We start from the raw sequence: 17588 nt of genomic DNA, 5'->3' as shown, positions 1-17588 counted from the left end.
TAACTGGTGCTCTGGAAGATGGGAGCACCTTCGATGGAAAAGTAACTCTTACGAATTTAGCTTATGATTTAGAAAAAGGCCTTATCGCTGACGGTGAGGTAAAGGGTACTGTAAAAAAAGCTGATGGTACGGTCCAAAATGTAAAGGAAACTTTTAATAATGTTGCGGCCAACCTTAATGAAACAGATTCAGGCATGAGCTCCCTCGTTGCCAACCAACAACAGGCCGAGGAAGGATGCCAAGTTCTATTCCTTGATCTTGGGCCATTGTTTCTGGATCTTTTAGGGTTGCAGCTAGACCTTTCCCAAATAGTCCTTGACCTAACAGCAGTTCCTGGACCAGGTAACCTGCTAGGAAACCTTTTATGCGCGGTGACTGGATTGCTAGATGGCAATGGGCTTCTAAGTGACGTTTCTGGATTACTCGGAAAGCTTACTGGATTGCTCGATCAAATCAATGGTTTGCTTGGCCGTTAAATAACTCACCTGTCAGCTACTAGATTCATTACGGAAAACAACCAAAAGGATCATTCTCCAATATTTATTTGGAGGATGATCCTTTTAAATTATTAATATGTTAGTATTTCAATATTTTTACTTACACGAACTGCTTTCCAATTGTAATTGTCTTCCTGGTTCCTTATTACTGGGAAAAGCAGAATAAATTTGCGCCCACCATCACAGCCCCTTATTTCTTCCGCAGCATACTTGGTATTTTCTCTGCGCATATTATACGCTGCGAAAGCGGTGTAATCACTTATTCAACTAGGCTTGCTTTTAAGCTGATCAAAAAAACGCGTAAATCCATTACGTGGATTTACGCGTTTTTTGATTTTTAGTTTAAGCTTGTCCTTCACCCTTGGATTTCTGCCCTGGAGCAAACCAACCGATTAAAGCGATGGCTACCAATACACCGTAGAAAATCGTTGTCCATAATGTACTGTGTGGGAAATCATGATCCAAGATGGCAATTTTTTCGTGTGCAAGGGTAATGACTGCCAATTTTACACCGACCCAGGCAACAATTGCATATGCAGTTGTTTCAAGTGCAGGACGCTCATCCAGCAGTTTAACAAACCAGGTAGCTGCATATTTGATCAAGATCAAACCTGCAATACCTCCAAGAAGAACGATGATGAACTTTCCTGCATCCATTCCGCCAAAGTTACCTAACGGAGAGTCTGGAAGTCCAAGAGCAAGAGCGACAGCAGCAAGAATCGAGTCAATTGCAAACGCCAGGTCAGCTAAGCCGATTTTCCCGACAGTGGGCCAGAAGCCCAACCCCTTTGCTTCTTTCTCATCCTCTTTATGTATATCTTCATTTTTTGCACCAAACTTAGCCTGGATGACATGCTTTAATCCAAGATAAAGAAGATACGCTGCTCCGATAGCTTGTACCTGCCAGACGTTTGCAATAAAAGATATCGCAAAAAGTGCACCAAACCGAAAGACAAACGCCATGAGTATTCCATAGCTTATTGCTTTTTTCTTTTGATCATCAGGTAAATGTTTCGCGATGATTGCCAGGACAAGAGCATTGTCAGCCGATAACAAACCTTCAAGACCGATCAATATCAATAATGCCCAGGCATATTCAAGCCAAATTGATTCCATCAACCTATCTCCTTCCTCTTTAACACAGGCTTCTCGCGTAAATCGCCAGCTATTGGCGATATTTGAGCGATAAGCAGCAAATGTGGCAAATAAAACATGAGAACTCTTAAGTAAGTGTCACATTAACATTAGAATTACCCATAAAACCATGTGCAATCCGCATTTTTATACTGTGTTCAATATGTATTCTTGAATTATCTATTTCCATTTACCTTTTAAAAGGAATAGATAAACTTACCAATGGCGACTATAATACTCTATATTTTTTTTTGTAAATATTCAAGAATTTTGTCCTTTTTTAAGTATAAAAAACAATTTATCCGATTTTTTAAAGAGCATCTGAGATCTAAAAACCTTTTTTAATTGAGTTAATATTAACGTTCATGGCCATAATAATTGCCATAACAGCAGGACTATTTTCAGAATATAAAATGTTAGTGAGTATTTTGACTCTAAAGGCATGAAGAGGAAAAACTAACTCCATAACAAACCCTGACGGATGCTCAATCACACTTTTCAATTATACCACTTTTCACTTAAAAATTATCATGTAATGAATTTTAGCATTAAAAGAACCCCATAACTCGCAGCATTAAAATCTTAATATTTAACCCAACATGATGGGGAAATACTTTTTCTTTAACGCTTTTTTTCAAAAGCTAATGTTCTAATATTATGACCATCAATATAAAAACGAAAGCAAAGCTAAAAAATGATCCAAGGACGACCTGGTTGTGGATGTCTCTTTTGTCGTTCAAATTCCTCAACAATACAACCAAATTGTAATACCAGATAGCTCCTAAGGCCGGCAATACTAAAAACATAATATACAGCATTCTATCACCCTATAATAAATTAATTACTGTTGCAACTCCGTTTTAGTTTAGCAAACAAATGGAACTACATTTGGCATAATCACAGGATTTTAAACTATCTTTTTAAATCCATCAGGGTATACGCCGTATTACAACAAATCTCGACGGCATTAGATTCCGTTCGCTAACATAAAGTTATCGATTGCTAGCATATTGATACACATCTCATATCGAATTACTTCCCAAGCTCAAAATCCTCATGATGCGACTTACAAGCCTGCCTTCTTTTTTGTTTCAAATTATTCGTTTTATTGTTTGGGAATTGTGACAAGGATGAGTGTGAGCGATAAACTTTAAGCTTTCTTTCTTTTTGCCAATCGTGGTCATCTTGATCGTATTCGTGTATAAAGTGGGAAGATCGCATTTCATTTTTTACCGTCGTCACCCGTTTAGATGGTCCTCGTTTACCTGAATGGCCACTTCGGTTCAACTTTGAAGACATCTCTGCACCCCCTGGTAAAATTCCCCTCTCTTATATTTTACATTGTCTCCCCTGTCCAATAAAAGTTATGGCTTACCGTAATATTCAATATATCTCATCACCGGTTGGTCTAAAGACCTTTGTGCCGTTTGAGGTGATATTTAACTGAACTACGAAAAGATTCTTGGATATAAATGCTCTAGGCCCTCACCTGTCTGTCCGATGTAGCCTTCCTAATGGACACTTCATAACGTTTCCTCAATATGGTCATCAGTTAAATTTTTTAATAACACGCCCAAACAAAAAAGCTGCCAAGGGCAGCTTTGATTATTTCTTTTCGTCTTTATCGTTTTCTCTGATGTCCTTCTTGATTTCATCTGTAATACCACTCGTTGCATTCTTGAACTCTCTCATCGACTTGCCGACTGCTCTTCCGATTTCGGGCAGTTTATTTGGCCCAAAGATAATAAGGGCAATCACGAGGATAAGGATTAAACCTGGAAATCCTATATTTGAAAGCATTATATCTCTCCTATTAAAAAAGTTATATCTATTATAACGAAAATCGTTAGTGATTTGAACTCATAGCCATTTTTATGCATGAAACTCATTATGTCGAAAAAGAATAGAATGAACATATTTTAAAAAGGAGCGATAATAATGCATTTAAAATCGTTACTATCGTTACTATTATGCATAGTCTTATTAGGTAGTTTTTCAGGTGCTGCACACTCACAGACACAGGTACCTGCCGATTTCGGGGCCAAGGGAGCACTCCAGGACACTTCGATCACGCTGGATGAAGCCCTGACATATGCCATTCAGGATGAATTTCTTGCACAAGCTCGTTATGATGCAGTAATCGGTAAATTCGGCAGCATCAGGCCATTCATCAATATCAAAGCATCTGAGCAGCAGCATATTAATGCCCTGTTGGCCTTGTTCCAAAAGTATAATAAACAAATACCGGAAAATAATGCGAAACAATATGTTGCGGCCCCTGGAACCTTAAAGGAAGCTTTCAATCAGGGTGTCCAAGGGGAAATGGATAATATTGCGATGTATGACAAGCTTAAAAGTTTACAGTCCCTTCCGGAAGATGTAAGAACCGTTTTTACCCAGTTAGGAAACGCTTCAAGGAACCATCTTAGGGCTTTCGAGATAGGTGCGGGAAGAAATTGATTTGAAAAGAGATTGGATCAGGCTCCAATCTCTTTTTCCTTTTCAATATAAGAGCAGTGCCTGGTTGGCACTGCCTTAGTATGTTATGATACTTTTCTTGCTGCTTCCGTTGATTCTTTTTCTTTTACAAACTCAAGTTTGAAACCGAGCATTGCAAAGATAATGGCTAAAATCGGAACCATGAAATTTAGCACGGCATATGGAGCATATTCAAAGGGATGAACGGATAGAGTTGATATTATGAACACTGCACAAGTATTCCATGGCACCAGCGGAGAGGTTACTGTACCGCCGTCCTCGAGTGCACGTGATAGATTTTTCGAGTGCAGACCCTTGTCTTCGTATGCTTTGTTGTACATTCGTCCGGGTAAAAGAATCGATACGTATTGTTCTGCAGCGGCAACATTCGTAAAAAATGAGGTAGCCACTGTAGATGCCACTAAACTCCTGGCAGAACGGGCGAGCTTTAGAATTTTTGCAACAATGGACTCCAGCATTCCGGTTTGCTCCATAATGCCAGCAAAGCCCATCGCTATCAGCGCCAGGGATACAGTGTACATCATATCCTGGATTCCTCCCCTGCTAAAAAGCTCATCCACGGATGAATTTCCTGTTTCCAATGCAAAACCGTTCTGAAGTGTATTAACCGCATCAGCAACCGAACCATCCTGTACGGTGAATTGTGCGATCCATCCCAGCAGGACACCCACCATTAAGGCAGGGAGTGCGGGTACTTTAAACGCAACCAATAGGATCACGGCTGCCGGAACAAGCAACAACCATGGAGATACAACGAAATTGGATTGAATAAGATTCATGATTTCGAGGATTTCCATATTATCGACATCTGCATTACTAAAGTCTCTTCCCAGGAACCAGTAGACACCAAGGGCAATAAATAATGCAGGTATTGTAGTATAGACCATGTGGCGTATATGTTCAAATAAATCTGTCCCCGTGATTCCAGCCGCTAAATTTGTAGTATCGGATAAAGGTGACATTTTATCGCCGAAATAGGAGCCGGAAATGATAGCACCTGCAACCATTGGCGCAGGAATGCCCATGCTCATACCGATTCCCATTCCTGCAACGCCAATTGTGCCCATTGTTGACCAAGAGCTTCCGATTGCCAGGGTCACCAGTGATGTAATAACACAAATGGATACAAGAAACATTGAGGGACTCAATATTTTCAACCCATAAAACACCATTGTGGCAACAATCCCCCCGCCAATCCATGAACCTATGATCATCCCCACCGTAATAATTATTAGAATTGCCGGCAAAGCCATTTTAATGCCTTTGTATATGCCCTCTTCAATAAAACTCCATTTAAAGCCCGCAAACCATGCAACCAGACCTGCGGCGATTGTCCCGATGATTAACGGTATGTGCGGATCTCCTTCAAACTTCACAATTGTTACTGCCATGGAAGCAACCATTACTAACAAAGGAATAATAGCAAGCCCAAATGGCACTTTCTTTTCTAGGGTTTTCCCCATTTGTTTTCCTCCTTGCTGTCTAGATAGCTTTCTTTACCCTGATTCTAGAAAGAATAGACAAGCAAATAATTGGAAAATTTCACAAAAAAGAAGGATTGTTCTTATTTTATATCTAATTATCTTTTAAAGAGGAGGAATAGGTTATGAATCCATTTGTATTTGCTTGTATTGCTCCCCACGGAGGAGAACTTATTCCAGAGTTGAAGGGATCCAATCCAGACCGGATGGCCCTCACTAGAGATAGCATGGAATTACTGGGTAAACATATGGCACAGGCCAACCCTGATTGTATTGTCCTTCTAACTCCGCATGGGACAAGAATTAAGGGCCGTTTCTCGATTGCTGATTCGGAGAAGATGAGGGGCAGTTGGGAAGAGAATGAAGGATTTTTCGAGATGGAGAAAACGGTAGAACGAGAGTTGGCAAGAATAATTGAAGATGTGGCAAATAAGAATGGATCCCCTTCTTCTACTATCAATTATGGAACATCAAGTGGTCCCGTATCCTGTCTGCCTTTAGATTGGGGAGCGATTGTGCCGCTTCGTTTCATGCCTGATGTTCCCGTTGTAGTCATCACATCTCCTAGAGACCTAAGTTTCCTGCATCATATTAAGTTTGGTGAGTCGCTTCGAAAAGCAGCCGCTCAATATAACAAACGAATCGGGTTGATTGCAAGCTGTGATTGGTCACATACACATGATGTAATGGGGCCATATGGATTTGACCCGGCGGCAAAGGAATTGGATGAACAGGCTGTCAACTACATTAAATCTAATCAATTAGAAGAAATGGCGGGTTTCCAATCTGACTTTATTGAGGCAGCAAAACCTGATGGCATATGGCAGACACTTGTGCTTGCAGGAGCCATCCCGCCTGATGAAAGATATGTAGAGTTCTTGACATATGAAGCACCTACTTACTTTGGATTGATTTGTGCAGGTTATTTTACAAATAAAAAAATCCAGTTATAATCACTGGATTTTTTTACTTATATCTTCCTTTATTTCTTGTATTACGCTTTCAGATAAGTTTGCAGGAATCGACGACCCATCTTTCAAAAGCCAGGCGTTCATTAATTCAAGATCAGATTTTTGAAAGGTTAACATATACATTTTCTCTTCAAAAGTTATTTCAGCGGTTACATGTTCCTGGTCATATGCTTCGTCATCAACAATAAGATTTTCTATGGAATAATCCTTCATGTTTGTGCTCCTTTTTAGGTTGCTTAATTACAGAATACCCTAAAAATGGGTCCATTAACATTTATCTTACCCTTTTACAATGTGGATTCCATTTCCTTTGAATCTTAATTCAAAGTTTTAAAAAGCTTCTTATGATAGTCCTTTGAAAGGGACACCCCTTTAATGGTCCTTGTATCAATAATAATGACCCTTTGAAGTCTGTTCAAAAACCTTCCAATGACCGTTCATGACTGAAGAATGATAGTTCATAACAATGAAATTTCTTATTTCTTCTTCATCTTTTGCCTGAATAAAATAAGTTTCTGAACCGCGATAGTCCATTTCAATGATCTTAAGTCCATGAAAAGTGCTTTCTTCTGAAATAAATTGGTGGAGAGCCTGTTTTTCATTGAACTCATAATAAAGGTTATAAGGCCCGAAAGCAGTTATAACAAGAAATAAAAACAGTAGAATAGTAAGAAGTTTTTTCATTTCCTCCCCCATAGATCGATTGCTCTTTAAGATCCAGATTTCGTCTAATCATTTAATTCTTACGCATATTTAATTGTTTACATAATAATATTACTGAAAACACCTATACTTTACTCGAAATTAAGCAAACCATTTTATATAAACCCCCACCGCAATAAAGGACAGTAAAATGACTACAATGTAAATGATGGAAAGGTTAGTTGTATTCTTCTTTGCCGCATTCCTATAATCATCATCTCCTTTTCCGAACAGCATTATTGTGGAAAGCAATGCAGCTAAAATGATGATCACAATCAAAATAAGTCCTAGAGTCATGCTTACACCTCTGATTCCATTTATATTTACCTATAATTATAACCCTTTTTGAGCACAGGAAGGTCAGAATTGATTACTCATTCTTTATCGATTGAGCAGCATCGATGTTTACGTAAGGGTTCTTTTTTACTTGCTTCAAAGTTGCGACAATCAGAAAGCTGACGATGACCAGCAATAGCCAGGAGCTGACTTTCCCAAGATGAACGAGACTCCATGCTTCTGCTTGATTTGGGTACTGCCAGGCACCAAAGAAAGTGGCGATGTTTTCGGCTATCCAAATAAAGAATCCAATCAGCACAAATGATAAAGCGATTGGCATACGATACTTGTTTCCGCCAACCTCGTATAGTACCCATGATTTCCAAAAAACAAGGATTACAAGTGCTGATAGCAACCAGCGTATATCAACCCAAAAATGGTGGATGAAAAAATTCAAATAGATTGCGGCTCCAAGAGGTACGACAAGCAAAAACGGAGGCCAATCAACGAGGTCAACCTTCAGCCTCCTCCATGCCTGGCAAAGATAACTTGCAACGCTTGCATACATGAACCCGCTATACAGCGGTACACCAAACACCTTTGAATACCCTTCCTCTGGATAAGACCAAGAGCCCATATTCACCTTGAAAACTTCAAGTGCCAACCCGATGAGATGGAATAATGTTATCACTTTTAGCTCGTCTCTGGTTTCAAGTCCCGAGCGTACCATCAACCATTGCATCACGAGAAAAATGATCAGCAGCCAATCATAACGAGGCAAAATCGGTAGTTCTACGACCTGGGTAATCGCTAAGGAGGCAAAGATTACGGCGGGAAATATGCACGATAATGCCTGCTCCCTGCCAAAACGAAATAATTGCATGATTGCTGTCATGATCATCGCCTCCACTCTTAATCTTTCATTTTCTCATCACTTTGATATTCCAAGATGTCCCCAGGCTGACATTCCAAAGCCTTGCAGATTGCTTCCAACGTCGAAAGTCTAATTGCTTTAGCCTTGCCATTTTTCAGAATAGATAGGTTAGCCATGGTGATTCCTACCTTTTCTGAAAGCTCCGTCACACTCATTTTCCTCTTTGCCAGCATCACATCAATATTTATGACGATTGCCATTTTTCTCACCTCAGACCGTTAAATCATTTTCTGATTTTATTTCAATGGCATGTTTTAAAAGCTTTTCGAGCACTGCAGCAAAGGCGGCGATTATAATTGGCGCAAAAGTAAGCACCATCCCGATTAAGATCATTCCAGGGGCGTCGTCCTTCTCACCAATCAGAAAGAAAAACGGCATGCTGACGAGATATAAAATACTGATGGTCACAGCACAGAATTTAATATTTCTCAAAGCTTTTACTGACCATTCCGAGAATGCTTTGTTCTTGTCAATATATCCAAGCAGCAGGTACGCTTGATACAAAGCGATAAAATAAGGAACAGCTGATGCATACATAACCCCAATGATCGGAAATAAAAAATTGGCAAATTCCCAGTTACTTTGTAAAGTGTCCCTTATTAGCCAGGGTAGCAAAATAAAGCACGCCCCCAGAACAGGCACAGCCAGGAGGAAAACTACGATCTTCAAAAAGAGAGTTTCTCGTTTCATAAAAGCACCTCATTTAATTGTCTTCATATTGAAATTAACAAAATATTTATCGATAATCAATAAATTTTTATCAAATTTTATAATATTTTATCCACATGTTTACAAAGAAAAAGGAAGGTGTTTCTAATGTTCGGAATTGATTTTGTAATTGGTGTAACCGATTTGGAGGCTTACAAAAGCAGAAAAATATTTAGGTTTGAAGAAAGATTACACTTTTATCTAAGAACAGAAACAGGCGGCTTTGGACCACAATATAAAAAAAAAGCCGCCTGGATGGCAGCTTTATCAAGTATTATTTTGTTTAACAACTTTAGCTTCAACAGACTCTTTTTTATCACCAATTGAAAGCCAAGTCACAAAAACAAGCATGATCATGGCCCCCATTAACTGGACATTTTGGAGCATCGTATCGAACCAAATAATAGAAATAACCATGACAGTTAAAGGTTCCACGCTAGATAGAATGCTCGTTTCGACCGCGCTGATATAATTCATACTGCTTAAGAACAAAAGGAATGCAAGTGTTCCAAAGATAATAAGAATAGCCATGATGAATATCATCTTGGGCTCGCCGAGAATGGTCCATTCATTTGAAAGCCATACTCTGTTGGCCAATCCAAGCATTGTTCCCCCAAATAACATACTCCAGCCAACGATTGCAAGTACACTCCATTCCTTCATCAGGCGGGATGGATAAAGAGTATAGAATGCAAATGTCAGCCCTACCGCCACGCCCCATACCAATGCCTCTGTGCTAACAAGCAAGCTTCTCATTGAACCATTCGTCAATAGCAGGAACAGGCCGCCCAATGTACCAATGATGCCTAATACCTGGTAACGCGGGGGCCATTTTTTATGATGAAAAGAAACATAAAGGACCACAAAAATGGGCGCGGAAAATTGCAGTAAAGTTGCCACAACAGCATTGCTCGTCTCAATCGCCATCGTAAATGTGAATTGTAATCCAACCATTCCCAGTATACTGAACAAAATAAGCTGGTTGCGCCAGTACGGTGTTCTCACAACAGTGAAAATATCCTCTTTCTTCAATGCAAGATACGCAAGGATGCTGCTTCCTGCAATTATCATCCGGATTGTCAGGATAAAAGGAACAGACATTTCGGTGTGTGCCAGCACCCACTCGGTGATCGAGCCTGTCATCCCCCAAAGCATTGCACCGGTAACAATCATTAGTATTCCTTTTAATCGCACCATTTTTGAACGCCCCTATTTAATATGATTTATGTATCGACTAGAAACTAGTAAAATTTCCGTTTCATTTCAAACTAACTATTATTCTAACATAAAAATTACACACACCACACAAACAACCAGAACAGATGATATCCACTATTAAGAAAAGCAGCCGATATTCCCAGACAAATATCACTAGATACCATTTACATTGCAGCAACCCTTATTTTACCAACCGTTTTTCACTCGAGTATCTATTAAATCTCCCTCTCACGGGGTAAATAATTGACATGTCTGGAAATAAACCGAAAAGTGGTGATTATATGAATGAAAGTACACAAACAACTTTATTTAAACAAAAAAGGATTGGAAAGGTTTTACCCCTTGCAGCACTCGGTCTTGCCGGGACTCTTTATGCAATGAGTATAAATCGCCGGAGAAAAACCGCTGATTCTTCACATTCTAGCTTGCTTAAGAATATAGAACACGGATCAAACAGTATTTCATTTGAATGGGAATCATCTGGAGAATCCTATCGGGTGTTCAGGGACCAGGAGGTTATTTATGAAGGAGTGGAACCGAGGTTGGTGGACAGTGACCTAATTTCCGGTACTTTGTATTCTTACTGCATTGAATCTCTTGCACAGGGTGAAGTTAGGAACAGAATGAGGATACAGACAACTACATCCGTGAACTACAAGGAGAGAGACAATGTTCTGGAGGACCTTCTCATTACTACAATTGTTTTGAATGATCAAATCAGCTTTGAGTGGGAACCAATCGAGGGTGTGTCGGAATATACCATCTTTAAAAATGGTATAAAACTGGACAAAGTCTCTTCTTGTACTTTTACCGACAGAGGCATAAGTGAAGATAAGTCTTATACTTATACTATTAAAGCCAGACGTCCTTTGCAGCGTTCCGATCAGGTGAAATGGGAACTTAAATCTGTTATCGCAAATGCAGTAGGAGCAGTCAAGCCAGATTCTTCAACCAGAACGGCTGCTGACGAAGAGTTTTCTATCACCAAACGAATTGCGCCTATTAATGAACTTTTGAAACCTGTAAGTGAACAGAATCACAAAAATGGTAACTGGCAGCTAAGATATACGACTTTTTTAAAAGAAGAGTGGTTAAAAAACCCCAATGCGGCTTCTGAAGATCAGTACTTTAAAGGAGATCACCGTTCATTTAATCCTGAGTCTTCCCAGTATCGAACTCGGGCAGAGGTTTTCATTGACGCTGAAAACGAATCTGCTTTATTAAGCAAGGACACAGGTGTCACCGAAGCGTTCAGCAGTGAGCATGAGCGTATCGAATCTGCAAGCGCCTCTGATGAGGGTATTCAATTGGAAAAGATCCTGACAGATGACGATAGGATTAAGTTTATTCTGAAGCACGCTGTCAGCAATCCGCTGGTCGTCTCCCCTGCCATTGATTATGTGGTTTGCGGAGTTTTTTACAAGGATAATGAATTTGACCTGATCGGAACTCATGATCAAGCCCCAGAACATGAAATTTACCTAAAAGAACCAGGAACAGAAAAATGGGAGGTCATCCACCAGACTCATAGCAAAGGCCTTGAGATGATGGCTGACCCTATGGCTAATCACCACTGGCGTTATTCCACTTTTACAAACTAGACTTTTTATCAGTTCCGCCTTGTATAGAATTACCCCCTCGGAGTTCGTTCAGTGTGTAACAGAATTTGATTATAAAAAAAGACGGAAAAGCCTACACTGGCTTTTCCGTTCTTTTTGTCTATAAGAATCTCTTCCTGACGTTCGGCGGAGGAAGCATACAGCTATCTTTCTGTCCGAACCATTTCAATCTATTTCTGGCAATGAGATCATATACAAGATTCCTGATCGGAGCCGGCACGATGATCATAGCATAAAGCAGTTTCCAGGCACCTTTCAGATGGCGGCTTATTCTTAGTGCAGCCGCCGATTTATAATAGACTTTTCCATCTTCAATTAAAATCATGCTGTCCACATCATCAGGTACATTATATTTTTTTAAGAGTTCCTGCCCGGCATCACTTTGCAGCGATGCAAAGCGGAACATTTCTTTGTCATCCCGGTCCAGAATAAACTGGACACTGGCATCACAGAAGTTGCAGACTCCATCGAATAATATGACTGGCTGCATGGAATGTCCCTCCTAATTTCAGACGTCATATAGTCTTTATTTTACCATATATCCTTATACAACCTGATGAAACATCCTTAACTTAATTTTCGATTTGCATGTTCTGGATTCTTGCCCATTTGTCCCGGGACATCTACCCTATTCTTTATATTTTGAATATAGTGTAGAAGCTATCGGAGGTGACTATGATGATTGGCTTGTATACACATGGTTCTTCCTCCCGGAATGAGTTGCTGGATTGGGAAAAGCAGGCACTGGAAAGATTCTTCGCTAAAATGAGTGATAAAGAAAAGCCTTTTCCCTGTATACCGGCCACGATTGGATTTTCAATGAATCAACTTAAATATGGATTTGTTGGAAATCCAAGGAGGGACACAACATTAAATGAATTGGCTGGCTTATTGAATAGCTATACAAAACACTCGAGGGAGTTTGGAAATTTTACTTCTTTGATTATATTCTATGAAACCCCCGAATGGATGCTTGAACTGCCCATCGATGAGTTCGAACAACTTTTCTGGGAGCAACTTTCTGGGCTTAGTGCATTGGATGAATTTGATTGGCCAGCAGATATCCCTCAGGATCCACATGATTCAATCTGGGAGTTTTGCTTCAATGGTGAAAAATATTTTATGTATTGTGCTACGCCTGCCCATAAAAACCGGAAAAGCAGACATTTTGATGTCATGATGCTCGCGATTACTCCGCGCTGGGTCCTGCAGGAATTCAATAAATCAAATAGTTATGCGCAGAGAATTAAAGATCAGGTGAGAAAAAGACTCTCAAAATATGATAGCATTCCTATTCATCCTGACTTGAACACATACGGTGCCGAAGATAATTTTGAATGGCGTCAATACTTCCTAAGAGATGATGATACTTCTTTATCCAAATGCCCTTATCACAGGGTTTTAAAATTCCTGGGTAAAAATATATGAAAGCGCAGGACTGCTCCTGCGCTTTATTGCTGAACCAATTGTTTTATCAAGTTATCGGTGGTAACAATTGTTGCAAATTCTTTTTGAAGCATGGCCAGTTCATGTTCCTGGATTGACTCAGCTGTATGCTTTACTCCCTTATGATCCGTAATTTCAAAAGCCGCTATTGCGTCAGATACAAGGTAAGTATCAAAACCCAGATTCCCGCTCATTCTGGTCGTTGTAGAAACGCAGTGCTGAGTCGATAATCCGGTGATCACGACTGACTTAACCTGTTTTCGTTTTAGATAGGATTCAAGTTCGGTCCCAATAAAACCACTATTCACATTTTTTGTGAAAATCACTTCACCCTCAACCGGCTTAATGACTTCTTTCAATTCCGTACCCAATGGATTTCGGTGATGCAACGGAGATCCTGGGTCGAGTGATAGGTGCTTCGTATATATTACTTCGCCATGTCTGTTCCGCCATTCTGTCAATAGCCTTGCGATATTGTCTTCTGCTTCTAGGTTGTTTCTCTTTCCCCAATATGGATCGTCAAACCCTTTCTGAACATCCAGAACAAGCAGTGCAGGCAGTTCAAGCAAATTCATACTCATTCCTCCTTCCTCCACATTTTTTGCCATTAAAAGAATTTCTACTCCTCAAAGAAATTTTACATAGTAATTACTTCAAAACTCTTGATTAATGCTGTCAAATCTATGGAGATATTTAAACTTTCTTAGACTGATACTCAACTAGCTCTCATCATGAGGGCAAGTTGATTTGTTCACATATTGTCCTTCTTTTGTTCATTTATTTCTCAATTTCAAGCCAACTGTTCAACTCCTATCAAACGTATAATTAACATGTAATCTTCTTCTAGGAGTTGATAGAATGCGACAAAAAATGTTGGATATCATTATGGGCATCACCCTTTTTTTCATTGAATGGACTATCCTATTCATTCTCACATCAAAGGAAAAAGCTAAATACTGAAATATAAACTCTTGCCCAGCAAGAGTTTTTTAGTTTGGTTTCAATCAACTGTTTTAGTGACGATGACAATCCACTACTATTTTATTTATCTCTCATGTGCACACTAAAAATCAGAAAAGGTGTTAATCCAAATTCTCATTTAATATATATCCTCTTACTTTATCCTCAACTTTGTCACCCATAAAAAGAATCTGGATATTTCTAGTCTAATATGAAAAACATGGTAAAATAAACAAAGAGGTGGAGGATGAACGATGGTAACGGCAGGCTTTTTAAAAATAGAATTAAAGGAATTGGATTTTAATAATCCAGAAACAATTACTAACAAAAATCTCGACAGACTCATCAAAGACATGGTTGAACATATAGGCTCCACTGACCCGGAATTAAGGGACAAATTGATTTACACGTCGTTTTATTACCTTATTAAGCAGGATTATTTAAATGATCAGCAAATGGACTATTTACTGATGACATGCATTGACAAGGACCATTTATTTTATAATATCGGTTCAAAAAATAATGATTCAGTATTTACCAGGGCATTTTCCTCTTTAGTGGTTGCCCTTATTTTAGGACAGGATCGAGATGCAAGATTTTTGTCGGAGCACTCGGTCATTAAAGCTATCAAAAGCAGCATTAAATATCTTCAACAGGAAGAAGATACGCGAGGATACGTCGAGGAAAAAGGGTGGGCACACAGCATTGCTCATGGTGCTGATTTGATGGATGAAGCCGTTAAGCACCCTTTGTTTGATATTACTTTGACATGTGAATGTCTGCAGACCATCAGGAGATGCATTTTAATAGAAACTGCCTATACAGACGAAGAAGATGAGCGGCTGATTTCAGCAATAACTGCTCTTTTAGAAAAAGGCATGAAAGAAGACCATTTAAAAGAGTGGGTTGTGAATCTATCGAATGAAATAACAGAAATTAAAAGAAAAAATGGGTTTACACCGACCTTTTTTCGGAAGAATACGAATTTAAAACAATTCTTAAAATCACTTTATTTCCGTTTAATATTTCTTAATAAAGGCGGTCAAATACGAAAAGAAATCGAACGTATATTAAAGGAGAATCTAATAGTTTAAAAGAATGCTCAGTTTTTGCTGAGCATTTCCTTACAAAATTTATTTAAATAGGAATCCATAAGGTCTTAAAAAACAAACTTACTTCTTTTTATTCCAAACTTTAGTCCCATATCCAACAGCGAGCACGCTAAAAATGCTGCCAATTAATATGATTATAGCTGACATTCGCTCACCCCCAATGTTTTGGTTTTGATAAAGTTAAAGGCAGTCTTGTCCGGTCATTTCCTTTTGCCGAGTTAATCTGTGCCTGGGTAAGAAAAAAACTGCCTTCAAGATTGGCATCGCTTAAATCAGCATCCCTCATGTCTGCACCAATAAAATCACACAGCCTCAGGTCAGCTTCCCTAAGGTCAGCCGCAATCAGCAAAGCACCACGGAAATCGGAACCTTTTAGGTCTGCGTGTCGCATTTTTGCCCCAAGCAGATTCTTACCTTTAGGTTTTTTCTTATTCTTAATTTTAGAGCGGACCAGTAAACTTGTCTTTAAAAGCAGTTCGTTTACAAGCGCGCGATGTGCAGGAATATCCTGAGAGAGGATTTCCGCCGCAGAAAGGTTTGTAAGCTGCTCCATTTTAAAATAAATATCATGAAGATCTGGATAAATCGATTTTGTTTCCTTCAATGCCATTGCTTCCTCAAGATAACAGAGCATTTCATGAAGCTGCTGCATGATAGGAAAAAGGTCAAACATTTCCTTGGCTTTCTCTGGCTGCTTTCGCCAATCATGTCCCTGGTAGGTAATCCTGGACACCTTTTGTCCTGCCCCAAAACATTCGTATACTGTACAGCCCTTGAAGCCTTCCTCTCTAAGTTTTCCATGAATTCCACAGCGGAAATCCTTCTGCAAATTCCTGCATGGCGACCCGCTTTCTTTATCAAAAGCAAAGTCCGCGGATTTTGCATATGGCAATGCCACACAGCATAGGCCAAAGCAATTTTCACAATCAGCAGTAAGGTTGTTTTTAATCGATTGACTAATCATTTCTTTCTCTCTCCATTTACCAATAGTTGTTAAAACTAAATTATCACAACTTCCTCTTTTCTTAAACAAAAAAAAGCAGGGATATTCCCTGCTAAGAGTTAACGCTCAAAGGTAACGGCTCCATATTCAGCATGAAGTTCATCTTTTAAAAACTTAGCCAGCTGAAGCATGCCAAATTTTCCTGCTCTTGTTTCCGCATCTGAATTGTAGTTCGTATTTGTGTTTATATCATAAGTGAATATGACACCTTGCTCGTCACGGATGAATTCAATACCTGCCACATGGATGTTGTTTGCTTCAAGGACTTTCTTATATTTTTCAATAATTGGGTCATTGAAGCCTTCAATGATCTGAAATTTCGGCTTTTCTTCTGCTTCTTCCCCTACAGGGCAGAACAAATCACCGATCTGGCAGGCATCAGCCGGGCATAATTCAAATCCTTCCGATGTATCTACTTTTACCGCGTAAACAAATTCTCCACCTACAAATTCGCATCGAGTGATGTAACTTTCAGGAGATTGAATATAATCCTGTAAAAGCGTAACTCCATCGATAGGTACCTCAAATGCTGGACCTTCCACATATGCCTTTAATGCTTCTACAGATTGAAACAGCTGGACGCCTAGACCTTTTCCAGCACGATTGTGTTTTGTAATGAAAGGTCTTCCTTCAAATTCCTTCGCCGCTTCCAAAAGCTGTTTAATTCCTACAGATGCAATGGTTCTTGGAGTCCTTACCCCATGTTTGGTCAGTTCCAGATACTGTTTTACTTTGCTGACTTCCAGTTCCAAAGCCCGAGTCCCGTTATACACGATCCGGCCATGGTTCTCCAGCCAGGCTAAGACCTGTGCCGTATATTCCGGCGCGAAGCGATGTCCTCTGGTGTGAGAAGAAGCACTCATCCTGCTATAAAATATCCCCTCTGGCGGCTCCTTTGACAAATCCAGCACCCCTTCGTCCAGATGCCATTCTTCAAATGGAACTCCCAGTTCCTGCAGCCTATTTGTTAAATGGATTGTCCATTCAGTATTTTCATGAATTATATAAACTTTGCTCATTTTCTTCAT

General features: G+C 39.5%; 21 protein-coding genes. 6 read left to right on the top strand and 15 right to left on the bottom strand.

Features of this window, described 5'->3' with window-relative positions; all coding sequences use genetic code 11:
• Positions 1-194: 194 nt before the first annotated feature.
• Positions 195-476, top strand: coding sequence for a hypothetical protein (locus B5X77_RS14560; RefSeq protein ID WP_079508699.1), 282 nt, complete (start codon positions 195-197; stop codon positions 474-476).
• Between the two features lie 363 nt (positions 477-839).
• Here the strand turns inward: B5X77_RS14560 and B5X77_RS14555 are convergent, their stop codons facing one another.
• The 3 genes from B5X77_RS14555 to tatA form a co-directional block, all read right to left on the bottom strand.
• On the bottom strand, positions 840-1613 hold the full coding sequence (locus B5X77_RS14555; protein ID WP_079508698.1) for a TerC family protein: 774 nt from the start codon (positions 1611-1613) through the stop codon (positions 840-842).
• 1050 nt (positions 1614-2663) lie between these two features.
• Positions 2664-2930, bottom strand: coding sequence for a hypothetical protein (locus tag B5X77_RS14550; protein WP_079508697.1), 267 nt, complete (start codon positions 2928-2930; stop codon positions 2664-2666).
• Positions 2931-3236: 306 nt separating this feature from the next.
• Positions 3237-3431 (bottom strand): twin-arginine translocase TatA/TatE family subunit, encoded by a 195-nt coding sequence (gene tatA, locus B5X77_RS14545; protein WP_079508696.1) that lies wholly within the window; start codon positions 3429-3431, stop codon positions 3237-3239.
• Positions 3432-3569: 138 nt separating this feature from the next.
• On the opposite strand from tatA, the gene B5X77_RS14540 reads away from it, so the two are divergent.
• Positions 3570-4091 carry a ferritin-like domain-containing protein gene (locus B5X77_RS14540; RefSeq protein WP_079508695.1) on the top strand — a complete coding sequence of 174 codons (522 nt, stop codon included), beginning with the start codon at positions 3570-3572 and terminating at the stop codon, positions 4089-4091.
• An 83-nt stretch (positions 4092-4174) separates the two neighbouring features.
• On the opposite strand, the gene nhaC is transcribed toward B5X77_RS14540, so the two are convergent.
• Entirely contained in the window at positions 4175-5593 is a 1419-nt protein-coding gene (gene nhaC, locus B5X77_RS14535) for a Na+/H+ antiporter NhaC (protein ID WP_079508694.1), read from the bottom strand.
• A gap of 143 nt (positions 5594-5736) precedes the next feature.
• On the opposite strand from nhaC, the gene B5X77_RS14530 reads away from it, so the two are divergent.
• Positions 5737-6564 (top strand): DODA-type extradiol aromatic ring-opening family dioxygenase, encoded by an 828-nt coding sequence (locus B5X77_RS14530; protein ID WP_079508693.1) that lies wholly within the window; start codon positions 5737-5739, stop codon positions 6562-6564.
• Here B5X77_RS14530 and B5X77_RS14525 read toward each other — a convergent pair whose 3' ends face one another.
• The 7 genes from B5X77_RS14525 to B5X77_RS14495 all read right to left on the bottom strand — a co-directional run bounded on the left by B5X77_RS14525 (position 6565) and on the right by B5X77_RS14495 (position 10399).
• On the bottom strand, positions 6565-6795 hold the full coding sequence (locus tag B5X77_RS14525) for a hypothetical protein (protein ID WP_079508692.1): 231 nt from the start codon (positions 6793-6795) through the stop codon (positions 6565-6567).
• 174 nt (positions 6796-6969) lie between these two features.
• Positions 6970-7266: a hypothetical protein gene (locus B5X77_RS14520; protein WP_139378363.1), complete on the bottom strand. Its 297-nt coding sequence runs from the start codon at positions 7264-7266 to the stop codon at positions 6970-6972.
• A 120-nt stretch (positions 7267-7386) separates the two neighbouring features.
• Positions 7387-7581 carry a hypothetical protein gene (locus B5X77_RS14515; protein WP_079508690.1) on the bottom strand — a complete coding sequence of 65 codons (195 nt, stop codon included), beginning with the start codon at positions 7579-7581 and terminating at the stop codon, positions 7387-7389.
• A 73-nt stretch (positions 7582-7654) separates the two neighbouring features.
• Positions 7655-8455, bottom strand: a complete 801-nt coding sequence (locus B5X77_RS14510) for a DUF817 domain-containing protein (RefSeq protein ID WP_079508689.1) — start codon at positions 8453-8455, stop codon at positions 7655-7657.
• Positions 8456-8472: 17 nt separating this feature from the next.
• Positions 8473-8694, bottom strand: a complete 222-nt coding sequence (locus tag B5X77_RS14505; RefSeq protein ID WP_079508688.1) for a helix-turn-helix domain-containing protein — start codon at positions 8692-8694, stop codon at positions 8473-8475.
• Positions 8695-8704: 10 nt separating this feature from the next.
• Positions 8705-9184: a DUF2975 domain-containing protein gene (locus tag B5X77_RS14500; RefSeq protein ID WP_079508687.1), complete on the bottom strand. Its 480-nt coding sequence runs from the start codon at positions 9182-9184 to the stop codon at positions 8705-8707.
• A gap of 285 nt (positions 9185-9469) precedes the next feature.
• Positions 9470-10399, bottom strand: a complete 930-nt coding sequence (locus tag B5X77_RS14495; protein WP_079508686.1) for a DMT family transporter — start codon at positions 10397-10399, stop codon at positions 9470-9472.
• Positions 10400-10701: 302 nt separating this feature from the next.
• On the opposite strand from B5X77_RS14495, the gene B5X77_RS14490 reads away from it, so the two are divergent.
• A complete protein-coding gene (locus B5X77_RS14490; protein WP_176167328.1) occupies positions 10702-12021 on the top strand; it encodes a DUF3238 domain-containing protein in 1320 nt (439 codons plus the stop codon).
• A 118-nt stretch (positions 12022-12139) separates the two neighbouring features.
• On the opposite strand, the gene B5X77_RS14485 is transcribed toward B5X77_RS14490, so the two are convergent.
• Positions 12140-12529, bottom strand: coding sequence for a thiol-disulfide oxidoreductase DCC family protein (locus tag B5X77_RS14485; protein ID WP_079508684.1), 390 nt, complete (start codon positions 12527-12529; stop codon positions 12140-12142).
• A 188-nt stretch (positions 12530-12717) separates the two neighbouring features.
• Here B5X77_RS14485 and B5X77_RS14480 point away from each other — a divergent pair, with 188 nt between their 5' ends.
• Positions 12718-13467: a YqcI/YcgG family protein gene (locus B5X77_RS14480; protein ID WP_079508683.1), complete on the top strand. Its 750-nt coding sequence runs from the start codon at positions 12718-12720 to the stop codon at positions 13465-13467.
• A 23-nt stretch (positions 13468-13490) separates the two neighbouring features.
• Here B5X77_RS14480 and B5X77_RS14475 read toward each other — a convergent pair whose 3' ends face one another.
• Positions 13491-14060: an isochorismatase family protein gene (locus B5X77_RS14475; protein WP_079510245.1), complete on the bottom strand. Its 570-nt coding sequence runs from the start codon at positions 14058-14060 to the stop codon at positions 13491-13493.
• A 639-nt stretch (positions 14061-14699) separates the two neighbouring features.
• Here B5X77_RS14475 and B5X77_RS14470 point away from each other — a divergent pair.
• Complete coding sequence (locus B5X77_RS14470) at positions 14700-15539, top strand: DUF2785 domain-containing protein (RefSeq protein ID WP_079508682.1); 840 nt, start codon at positions 14700-14702, stop codon at positions 15537-15539.
• Between the two features lie 169 nt (positions 15540-15708).
• Here the strand turns inward: B5X77_RS14470 and B5X77_RS14465 are convergent, their stop codons facing one another.
• Together B5X77_RS14465 and B5X77_RS14460 are read right to left on the bottom strand one after the other, a co-directional pair.
• A complete protein-coding gene (locus B5X77_RS14465) occupies positions 15709-16521 on the bottom strand; it encodes a pentapeptide repeat-containing protein (RefSeq protein WP_079508681.1) in 813 nt (270 codons plus the stop codon).
• Between the two features lie 98 nt (positions 16522-16619).
• A complete protein-coding gene (locus B5X77_RS14460; RefSeq protein ID WP_079508680.1) occupies positions 16620-17579 on the bottom strand; it encodes an ATP-grasp domain-containing protein in 960 nt (319 codons plus the stop codon).
• Positions 17580-17588: the final 9 nt, after the last annotated feature.

It is taken from the genome of Mesobacillus jeotgali (assembly GCF_900166585.1).
In the GTDB taxonomy this organism is placed as follows: domain Bacteria; phylum Bacillota; class Bacilli; order Bacillales; family Cytobacillaceae; genus Mesobacillus; species Mesobacillus jeotgali_A.
This window is presented reverse-complemented; position numbering and strand designations above follow the sequence as displayed.